6 protein-coding genes are annotated in these 10,671 nt (G+C 46.8%); all 6 read left to right on the forward strand.

Annotation, left to right across the window (positions count from 1 at the left end; genetic code table 11):
* Positions 1 to 132: 132 nt before the first annotated feature.
* The 6 genes from BN6628_RS07430 to BN6628_RS07455 all read left to right on the forward strand — a co-directional run bounded on the left by BN6628_RS07430 (position 133) and on the right by BN6628_RS07455 (position 10,598).
* Positions 133 to 1,953, forward strand: a complete 1,821-nt coding sequence (locus BN6628_RS07430) for a cache domain-containing sensor histidine kinase (RefSeq protein WP_068616069.1) — start codon at positions 133 to 135, stop codon at positions 1,951 to 1,953.
* Positions 1,925 to 3,496 (forward strand): response regulator, encoded by a 1,572-nt coding sequence (locus tag BN6628_RS07435; protein ID WP_068616071.1) that lies wholly within the window; start codon positions 1,925 to 1,927, stop codon positions 3,494 to 3,496. The genes BN6628_RS07430 and BN6628_RS07435 overlap by 29 nt, the downstream gene beginning before the upstream one ends.
* Before the next feature lie 175 nt (positions 3,497 to 3,671).
* The gene (locus BN6628_RS07440; RefSeq protein WP_157692464.1) at positions 3,672 to 4,502 is read left to right on the forward strand and encodes a substrate-binding domain-containing protein; all 831 of its coding nucleotides are present in this window, start codon (positions 3,672 to 3,674) and stop codon (positions 4,500 to 4,502) included.
* Positions 4,503 to 4,541: 39 nt separating this feature from the next.
* Entirely contained in the window at positions 4,542 to 5,570 is a 1,029-nt protein-coding gene (locus BN6628_RS07445) for an ABC transporter substrate-binding protein (RefSeq protein ID WP_204249275.1), read from the forward strand.
* A gap of 598 nt (positions 5,571 to 6,168) precedes the next feature.
* A complete protein-coding gene (locus BN6628_RS26900; protein ID WP_068616075.1) occupies positions 6,169 to 9,423 on the forward strand; it encodes a family 43 glycosylhydrolase in 3,255 nt (1,084 codons plus the stop codon).
* A gap of 179 nt (positions 9,424 to 9,602) precedes the next feature.
* The gene (locus BN6628_RS07455) at positions 9,603 to 10,598 is read left to right on the forward strand and encodes an S-layer homology domain-containing protein (protein ID WP_082926833.1); all 996 of its coding nucleotides are present in this window, start codon (positions 9,603 to 9,605) and stop codon (positions 10,596 to 10,598) included.
* Positions 10,599 to 10,671: the final 73 nt, after the last annotated feature.

Genomic DNA, 10,671 nt, shown 5'->3' on the forward strand with positions numbered 1-10,671 from the left:
CAATTGAGAAAAATTTCTTGTCGTTCTAATGAAAGCGCTTTATAATCTTGCCTGAGAATGATTTAATGATTTAAAGTATCAGATTCATGGATCCATGACGTGAACTCAAGCAGAAGCGAGGCTCTTATTGGTATGAAACTGTACGGTTGGATCACTTCAAGCCTACGCGCGAAAATGTTAACGATGTTTGTACTGCTGACAGCATTTCCGCTGATTCTCGTTGGGATGATTACCTATTACATGTCTTACGAGACCGTGTCGAAACATAGTGTTGCAACGATACAGCTTACCGCAGAGCATTTGAAGAACGATATTGATACGTTATTCTCAGACAATCGCAAGTTTCTGGATATAAGTAAGAATCCGAATGTTTTGCGTTTTCTTCTCATACAAAATGAAACGTATCAGGAAGCCAAGGATATTCTCAACACGTTTAGTTTATACCGGGATACGTACAGGTTATCTGACCGAATCAGCAATATGATGCTGTTTAATCTATATGGCAAGGGAATTAGCGAGAGAAAAGGGATCTTCGAGCTCGATCAGGATCTTTCGGCGTATCCCGTATTTGTCGAGCTTATGAAACACCCGGACAAGGTATTAATCATCCCTCCTCTCTCGTCCCAAAGACCGGACTATTTCGATCATTCCAGTGATGATGGTCAATTTACTGTCTCTATCGTATCAACAGTCAAGCAGGAGATCACCGATGAGGTGATTGGGTATATGGTGATCACTCTTGATGCTTCGGTGATTTCTAATTTTTGTAATAACATGCAAATTGGTCAGAACGGATATTTTTATATAGCGAATGAGAAGGGGCAGCCCATAATCATCCCGGAACGTTCTGGGAAGGTCACGATCTTTGACGATGACGAAACAAAGCTAATGACAGGTGACGTGGGCAATTTCACCCGTGTTGTGGATGGTGTGGATCATTTCGTTGCGTATACTTCATCTGAACAGACGGGTTGGAAGATTATCGGGGAAGTGCCGCTTTCAGAAGTGTTGAAGGATGCCTATCGGATTGAAAGATTAATTGGGGTCATTGTCATCTTCACCATTGTATTTACAATCACTTTATATTTCTTCATCTCATCTAAATTAATCCATCCAATTCGTTTCCTTAAGAAGAAGATGCGTCAGGCTGCTTCGGGCTTTCTTGATGCTAAGGTCCGCCAAATGGGAAGGGATGAAATCGCTGACCTCGGCTTAAGCTTTAATACGATGCTTGATAAAATCAAAATTTTGATAGAGAACAGTATAAAGGAACAGGAGTTGATTAAAATCGCCGAGCTTCGCACTCTGCAGGCACAGATTAATCCACACTTTTTATATAATACGCTGGATTCGATCATTTGGTTGGCTGAGAATAGAAAGAGTGAAGAAGTGATAGAGATTGTGCGCGCACTGACGACATTTTTCCGAATCAGCCTCAGTAGAGGACGCGACTTGATTACAATCAAGGATGAGATCGAACATATTGGCAACTATTTAACGATTCAAAAAATGCGCTACAGGGATATTCTCGATTATGAGATTCAGATCGACGAAGACATTTTGAACTGCCTGATCCTGAAGATGACACTCCAACCTCTCGTGGAGAACGCATTGTATCACGGCATCAAGAACAAACGAGGCAAAGGCATGATCAGGATCAGCGGTTCTTTCATATCAAGTGACGCAATTCGGATCTTCATTCATGATAACGGAGCGGGAATGACGCAGGAGCGATTAAAGGAGCTGCAGGCTAACCTGGACCAGAAAGTCGAGGATGAACTCAAGCAAGACGGAGGATTTGGATTTAACAACGTACACCAAAGGCTGCGTCTTTATCACGGTGAACTTTATGGACTTCAGCTGGAAAGTGAGCTGGGTGTTGGTACCACGGTCATTGTGAATATACCCATAAGGAGGGAATTTGATGAAGAAAGTCTTCCTGGTGGACGATGAGATCCTTGTAAGAGAAGGAATAAGGGACCGTATTGACTGGGAAAGCGAAGGTTTTGTATTTAGTGGGGATGCTCCGGACGGGGAAATGGCACTGCCGTTGATCGAAAGAATTGCTCCAGATATTGTAGTAACAGACATTAAAATGCCCTTCATGGATGGTATACAGCTGAGTAAGATCTTGAAGGAGCGGATGCCTGCGGTTAAAATTATTATTCTTAGCGGGCATGATGAATTCACTTACGCTCGGGAAGCATTGCGAATTGGAGTGGAGGAATACTGCCTGAAGCCCCTAAGTTCAGCGGAACTGCTCACAAGTCTGCACAGGGTATCGTATAAGATCGATAGCGAGCGCAGAGACAAGCGTAAGCTCGAAGAGCTTCAGCTTAGAGCTAGCGTCAACATAGATTTTATGCGGGAACAAATGCTCATTGATCTGTGTACAGGTTCTATCCCGACGGCGGATGCGATTCAGATGGCGGAGGAATTTGGAATACCTCTGATATCCGGTTTCTACCTGGTGACACTACTCGAGTTTGAAGCCAAACATGAGGAGGACAGCTCCTCGATATTTAACATAGAGCACGATCCGTTATTCCAGAGTATCAGCTTAGAGTATTCCGATCATCTTCATGTAAAGCGGAATAAGAAGCAGCACGCATGGATTCTTAAAGGAGACAACCCGGCACAGCTTGAATCGCTGGCAGAGAAGCTGATCCGCGACATAAAGCAGCTGGAGGAGAAGCTGAGCTGTACGATCTATACTGGTATTGGTTCAGTGAAGAGCCGTGTTCAGGAGATTTCCATTTCTTTCTCGGAGGCTGATCAGAAGAAAAGCTACCAGCATTTCTTACGGAAACGGCCCATTAATAGTAAGGAATTGCAGGGAATAATCTCCTATAAGCGCAGCAAGTTGAATGATTTTCTTGAAGGCGGTGATTCCTCTAAGATCGAAGAGTTCGTATTAAGCTATATGCAGGATGAGGGGCATAGTCATAATACGTTGTACTCTCATTATATGATCATGGATATGATCATATCTGTTACCCAGTTTATTCATGAGTCAGGCGGTGATGTGAATGCGTTTATATCGGAATTGGAGTCTGTGGAGGAAAGTCTGCAGGAGCTCTTCAGTCTTGAAGAAATGCGGAGAACGGCCTCTTTCATTCTGAGGCTCGTGTTTCAATATCGGGACCGGATCAAGAATAAATACAGTGATATCATCAGTAAAGCGAAGGATTACATTGATAATCATTTTGATAATCCGGATATTTCACTTCAGTCCGTTGCCGCGTATGTTAATGTAAGTCCAAATCACTTCAGCAGCATCTTCTCGAATGCGGTCGGTCAGACTTTTATTGATTATTTAATTCGGACACGGATTAAGAGAGCCATGAAGCTGCTTAAGACCACAAGTGCCAAATCCTATGAGATCGCGACTATGGTGGGGTATAACGATCCGCATTATTTCAACTCCGTATTCAAAAAAATAACAGGTGTGACTACCAAGGTATACAGGAATCAAGAGGCTCGAATCTGCTTGTAGGAAGGATGTTGTACGCATGCGCCCAGCTTATAGCCGAATATGCTATCTACTGGTATTCACTGTTCTGTGTTCCCTGGGTTTAAGCAGCTGCAGCTCCCCGAATGTCCCAAGTACGCAACCAATCAAGCAAACAATCAAATTGCAAAGCAGCAGTACCAGGGTTCCGGGGCTAACAATGGCTATTATTTTTGCAACAGCGGACCCAGTATACAAACAGGTAACTAAAAGTGCTAAAGCGGCCGCAAGTGAGGCGGGTATACAACTGATTGTGAAAGCGCCCAATGAGGCGAATCTGGAACAGCAAATTAGAATCATCGAGAATTTGATTAGACAGAAGGTTGACGGTATCGCGATCAGCCCAGTGGACTCCGATGCCATGACACCTTATATCGACAAAGCGGTTGAGGCGGGAATTAAAGTCATCTGCTTTGATAATGACGCACCACATAGTAAGAGGCTTACCTATTTCGGCATTGATAACTATGAAGCCGGAAGGAGTATAGCTGAATACGTGGATAACCTGCTTGGCGGCGAGGGTATGGTCATTGCGGAAACCGGGATGATGGGTTTCAACAATATACGTCAGCGGGTTGCCGGATTTAAAGATTACCTAGCCAAGTCTTCTGGGGTCCAATTGCTGGAGCTGCGCACAGATGGGGATCATGCGGATCAGTCTATTGCAAATATTGAAGACATGATTGAAGCTCATCCCCATTTTGATGCGTTTGTTGGTTTCGATTCACAGGCAAGCTCCTCGGCCATTCTTGTATGGAAGGCCAAGGGATTACGTCAATTCGCCGTCACGTTCAACAATACGCCCGCTATAGTTAGCGGCATCCGCAATGATCAAATCACAGCGACGATCGACCAATCGGAAGATACCTGGGGCAATCTTATTCTTCAGCAATTGACCGCGGCATGTTCAGGTCAGACTCTTCCTGTCACTAACCGATTAGATGTAAAGATTCTGACGAGGGACAATTTGAATGCACCTGGAGGCAAGTAAGAAAGTGTTTAGATCGTACTTGGGGAGGTAGCTTTGAAGATGAGGCGGATCAGCTTTCTGTTTATCGTCTTAGTGTTCATCAGCGGTTGCCGGTCAGAGCAGAGTATGGAGGTGGCGACAGAAGAAGCAAGTATTCTGCCTGCGCTAAATGGGCAGGAATCCGTGGAGCTTCCACAGGATCAAGGACGTCCGCTGGTTATCGGCTTCTCCCAGGTTGGTTCGGAGAGCGCATGGCGCGCGGCCAATACGAAGTCGATCAAGGAAGCGGCTAAGCATGCTAACGTGGAATTGCTGTTTGAAGATGCGCAGCAGAAGCAGGAGAATCAGATTCAAGCGATTCGTTCTTTTATCTCTCGTAAGGTGGATGTGATCGGGTTCTCACCCGTTGTAGAGAGTGGCTGGGATGAGATTCTAAAGGAAGCGAAGGAGGCCGGTATCCCCGTCATTATTACGGATCGCTCCGTAGATGTTACGGATTCCTCGCTATACTTGACCCTTATTGGCTCTAATTTTACAGAGGAAGGCCGTAAAGCCGGCAAATACGTACTCGATAAGATGCGGTTGGTTCGTGGCCCGATTCACATTGCTGAGATCCAGGGGACGCTCAATTCCGCACCTGCCATTGATCGGAAGAAAGGCTTCGAAGAGATGATACTAAGAAATCCGGAGATGAACATTGTCGCTTCCGATACGGGAGATTTCACACGCGAGTCTGGAAAGGCTATTATGACCCGATACTTGCAGAAATACGGCAAAGACATACAGGTGCTGTATTCTCACAATGATGATATGGCATTTGGGGCCATTGAGGCAATCGAGGAGGCTGGCCTAAAACCTGGCGAAGATATCGTGATCGTATCTGTCGATGGTGGAAGGGAAGCTTTTCAAGCTATGCTTCTAGGGAAACTCAACTGTACGGTGGAATGTAATCCGCTGTTAGGGCCACAGCTTATTCAGGCCGCGAAGGAGGTAATGGCAGGTCATACTCTGCCCAAACGGATTGTGACCCGCGAGAGTGTATTTACGAAGGGGACAGCCGCACGGGAAATTGAAAACCGAAAGTATTAGAACCCCTCAAGCTGACAGCATCATAAAGAAAGTCTTAAACGGCCTTGGTCCTGAGTTCCCCGGGATTAAAGGCCGTTTAATTTTGCCCGCAGAACCATATGAGTTAGTGGGTACTATCGTAAAAAAACGCAACTTTTCCAAGAAGAAATTACATCGTTACCCAGTTAGCTGAGTGCTACAATATCCGTAAAGAAAAGGATCTTTGAGGATGATTGTGTTAGCGATCCCAGTACTTGAATTTTGAGAGGAGGTATAGAAGCTCGCCCCTGCCGCTTAACTAGCGGCCATTAGTTTGGAAATGCTCTTGTGTGTCTTGACGGTATATTTCACCCCGGTTTACTACATTTCAACTATACACTGGCTTTCTTGTTCTAGAGCCTGTTCTTCTCTTAATATTTCCAACAAAACGTTTGTTTTACAGGTAAGTCGTCTTCTCTCTATTCCAACAATAGCTTAAGCGGAAGAATTTATAGATTTCATTTCGGTAGGATTCAGGTCTGGGATTCTTATTGAAGCGGCCACAATCGGTCTACACGCCTTGAAGGTCAACAAAGCCTATATTATCGCGATCAAGCAGCAACGGGAGGAGTTCAAATCCATGCATAAAAGGCTATGTTCAATTGTATTGGTGTTTGCATTAGTAATTAGTATTCTGCCAATCACATCCGCGTATGCTGACGTCAACACCGCCAAGAACCCCTTTATATGGGCGGATGTACCTGATGTGGATGTGATCAGGGTGAAGGATACGTATTATATGACCAGCACAACCATGCATATGAACCCTGGTGTTCCTATTATGAAATCCAAGGATCTCGTGAATTGGGAAATCGTCAATTATGTATATGACAGACTCGCGGAGACCGACAAACAAACCCTTTCAAATGGGCAAAACATATATGGGCAAGGCTCCTGGGCCAGCAGTATTAGATACCATAACGGCAAGTATTATGTGGTGTTTGCCTCCAATGATATTGGCAAAACGTATATCTTTCAAACTACCGACATAGAAAAGGGCCCATGGGAAAAGTATGAGCTTGCGGGTGGCGTTTATCATGATATGTCACTGCTGTTTGATGATGACGGACGTGTATATCTGGTTTACGGTGGCGGAGCTATCAAGGTTATTGAGATAACTTCAGATGCCACGGCCATCAAAGCAGGCGGAATGAACAAAACGATCATTCAAGATGCAAGCGCTCCCGGCGGCTCCGGCGGCCTCGGAGCTGAGGGCTCACACATCCATAAAATAAATGGCAAGTATTATATCTTCAATATCTCCTGGCCCGCGGGAGGCATTCGAACAGAATTGGTACACCGGGCTGATGCGATTGATGGCCCTTATGAAGGGAAGATTGCTTTAAAGTCAGGCAGCAATTCAAACAGCGCCGGGGTAGCGCAAGGGGGGATCGTTCAGGCCTCCGATGGACAATGGTACGGTATGCTGTTCCAGGATTACGGGGCCGTGGGACGCATTCCCTACATTATACCGGTAACCTGGAGTCAGGATGGTTGGCCTGTATTTGGAGACGTCAATGATACAGGGATCGCCGCCAAGCTTTCCAGATCGTGGGTCTCATCAGATAATTTCGATCAACGGGCTGAGAGATCCAGGGCGTATCATGCAGAGAATGCAAGCGGGGAAGCGGGCTACAACGGCTCCAATCTCGGATTGGTATGGCAGTGGAACCATAATCCAGACAATAGATTCTGGTCCCTGACCGATCGACCAGGGTATTTAAGACTCACTACCGGAAGAACGAGCACCAGTATTCTTGATGCCAGAAATACGCTGACACAGCGGACCTTCGGCCCGGAAAGCTCGGGAATAACCGCAATAGATATCAGTCATATGAAGGACGGGGATTATGCCGGAATTGCCGCATTCCAGAAGAACTACGGATTTGTCGGGGTTACAATGTCCGGCACAGCGAAATCTGTTGTTATGGTGAATGGCAGCTCAGGCTCGGCAGTGGAAGCAGCAAGCATCCCTGTGAATCAGAACATTATCTACCTAAAGACTGAGCTGGATTACAAGAATAGGACGGATAAGGCTAAGTTCTATTACAGCCTTGACGGAGAACACTGGGCATCTATAGGAAACACCCTTCAGATGTCCTACACATTGCCGCATTTCATGGGGTACCGTTTTGCCTTATTCAATTTTGCAACGAAGACAACCGGAGGTTATGTTGACTTCGATTACTTCAAGCTGGATGACAAGTTGACCGGATCTAATTTTGATACGAATTTAAAGAGCCTTCAGGTAGACGGTAAACAAGTAAACGGGTTCAGTCCAAATACGTATACCTATTCCCTTGATGTTCCTGCCGGATCGGCTCCACCGAAAGTGACAGCGGTTCCAAATGATCCTGGGGCGAATATTTCGATAACCCAAGCGGCGTCAGTACCCGGAAAAGCCACAGTAACTGTAAGCAGAGACGGCTTACAAACGGTCATTTATACGATTAATTTTGTTACTTCTGCCGCAGTGGCCATTGAGGCGGAGGCAGCGGCAGAGAACTCAGATCGTGCCTATGTACGTGGAACCGCGAACGGTCATGTATGGTCGCTGGTTGACGGTGAGACTACGAAAGCCATGCAGTTCCTGCCGGACGACGGTACTAATGTTACCCCAAATACCGATCCGGCCAGCCTTGCCGCCGGCTCCAGTCTGAATTACAAAATCAACGTTAAGACACCAGGAGCTTATAACGTTTGGGTCCTGGCCAAGAGTCATAGTTACCAAACGGACTCGGTGCACGTAGGACTGGATAATCAGTATCAATTCACATCCAACGGGATTGAGGGCGTGAGCGGCGGCCAGTTCAGATGGGTCAACCTCAGCAATGGCGGTCCGGCTGTGCCTGGGGGCGCACCGCTGAACATGACGGCGGGCGAGCATGAGCTAAACTTCTGGGGGAGAGAATCCGGACTTATCATAGACCGGATCTATCTAACCACCAGCAGCTCCACGGCAGATCCTGTCTGGCCACCCGCTGAGCCTGAGCCTAAAGTGCCCGCAGCGGTGCTCTCCGCAGACAGCCTTGTGAAGCCTGGAAGCAGCTTTACGGTGGATGTCAGCTTGAACAACCTGGAACAAAGTGTTTATGCTCAAGACCTTACGTTGTCTTATGATTCCAACGTATTTGACTATGTGAGCGCGGCAGGTTCGGACAGCAATATCCAGATCGTCAAGGAGGACAAAGAAGCGGCCGGGAAGGTAAGGCTGTTCACGGCGAATATTGGAGGGGTGTCGGGAGCTAGTACGCCGGTATTGAAGCTGACCTTCAAGGTCAAGGCTGGTGTGAGTAATACGACCGGAACGATCGCAGTCACCGGGGCGAAGCTGGGTGTAGCTCCGGAGGGAACCGTCATCCAGGCGGCGGTTGACAGCAAGAGCATCGCGGTAGGCGATCAGGGGCAGCCGGGTGTAGACAAGGCAGCGCTGACAGCCGCGATTACGAATGCACAGAGCCTGTATGATGCAGCTGTCGTGGGCGCATTGCCAGGCCAGTATCCGCAGCAAGCCAAGGATGCCTTGGGTGATGCCATAAGTGCAGCCAAAACAGTCCAAGGCAAAGGAAGTGCGACGCAGTCTGAAGTGGACAGTGCGACGGCAGCGCTGGGCACTGCGGTAGATGCCTTCAAGGCAGCGGTAATTAAGGAAGTGTCCGCAGACCTGAACAAGGATGGAAAAGTCAATGTTGGCGACCTTGCAATTGTAGCTTACCACTATGGCAAAGATTCCACTGGCGCAGACTGGGCAGCCGCGAAGATTGCGGATATGAACAGCGATAACAAGATTGATATTACGGATCTTGCGTATATTGCCTCCAAGATCCTTGAATAAGTGAACAATTCGTTCGCTTGCGAAGATGCTGCTAGTTCGTCCATGAGCTGCGTAACAAGCTGAGTTCAGGTAAGAGCCCTATCCCGCTAACGGATAGGGCTTACTAAGAAATGATATATCGTGGTCTGCAAACGAAGGAATGATTAGATCAGCTAACCCGGCTTATAAGGAGAAGGATTATGATGAGAAAAGGAAAAATGTTGGTTGTAACATGTCTAATTGCGCTGATCCTGACTGCCTGGACTCCTGGTTTCGGCTATGCGGAAGAGAAGACGGGCTTCACTTTAACTGACAATAAAGGAAGCGCTTCCCCGGGCCAGAACTTGGAAGTTACAGTGAATGGCAACAACTTGAAGGATCTCTATGCCTATGAAGCTCTGATTACATTCGATCCAGATATTGTTGAGCTGGATAAGGCGGAAACGAAATTGAAGGGTTTTTTTATACCCCCAAAGGTGGAGAAGGGAAAGATGACTATAGCATTTACAAAAATAGGAAAGGAGAAAGGGGAGTCTGGAAATACCGCTCTAAGCACCATTTCCTTCAAGGGGGTAGCTCAGGGCAACGCTAATATTAAGCTGGTATCCGTGAAGGCGCTGGACCCGAAGTTGACGTCAACTGTCTACAATTATAAAACTACTTTCGACGATCTTCCAGGCTATGAATGGGCCCAAATGGAGATAGAAGCCCTTGCTTCATCGGGAATCATCAAGGGTACGTCAGAAACTACCTTTAGTCCGGGAGCTAACGTCAGCAGGGCGGATTTTACCAGTTTGTTGGTCAGGGCATTAAAGCTTGATGCAGAAGTAGACGGCAATTTCAATGATGTGGGGCCGTCTGACTACTATTACAAGGAGGTAGGAATAGCCAAAAAGTTAGGCATCGCCCAGGGCAAAGGTAATAACCAGTTCGAGCCTAAGAAAAGCATATCCAGACAGGATATGATGGTGGTCGCGGCGCGAGCCATGAAGATCGCTGGAAAAGCGCTGGATGAGTCAGACTCCGATTTAAGCCGCTTCAGTGATGCTAGTGAAGTAGCAGCTTATGCAGTGAACCCATTGGCTCAGCTGATCAAGAAAGAGATCATTCTTGGCTACAGCGGAAAGATCAATCCTAAAGATACCGCGGTAAGAGCTCAAGCCGCAGTTATTATCTATAGGCTTTTGAACAAGTAGAGTCATAAGTGAGGTCTTTGCTGGATGAGTAGTGAAGGGTGGCGGTCTTTCTCAATTGGAACCAAGTTCTACT

Source organism: Paenibacillus tuaregi (assembly GCF_900086655.1).
GTDB lineage: Bacteria > Bacillota > Bacilli > Paenibacillales > Paenibacillaceae > Fontibacillus > Fontibacillus tuaregi.

What these genes read in the sequence shown, in the direction of transcription:
- BN6628_RS07430 (WP_068616069.1), top strand. Translation starts at nt 133, where the DNA reads ATGAAACTGTACGGTTGGATCACTTCAAGCCTACGCGCGAAAATGTTA.
- BN6628_RS07435 (WP_068616071.1), top strand. Translation starts at nt 1,925, where the DNA reads ATGAAGAAAGTCTTCCTGGTGGACGATGAGATCCTTGTAAGAGAAGGA.
- BN6628_RS07440 (WP_157692464.1), top strand. Translation starts at nt 3,672, where the DNA reads ATGGCTATTATTTTTGCAACAGCGGACCCAGTATACAAACAGGTAACT.
- BN6628_RS07445 (WP_204249275.1), top strand. Translation starts at nt 4,542, where the DNA reads ATGAGGCGGATCAGCTTTCTGTTTATCGTCTTAGTGTTCATCAGCGGT.
- BN6628_RS26900 (WP_068616075.1), top strand. Translation starts at nt 6,169, where the DNA reads ATGCATAAAAGGCTATGTTCAATTGTATTGGTGTTTGCATTAGTAATT.
- BN6628_RS07455 (WP_082926833.1), top strand. Translation starts at nt 9,603, where the DNA reads ATGATGAGAAAAGGAAAAATGTTGGTTGTAACATGTCTAATTGCGCTG.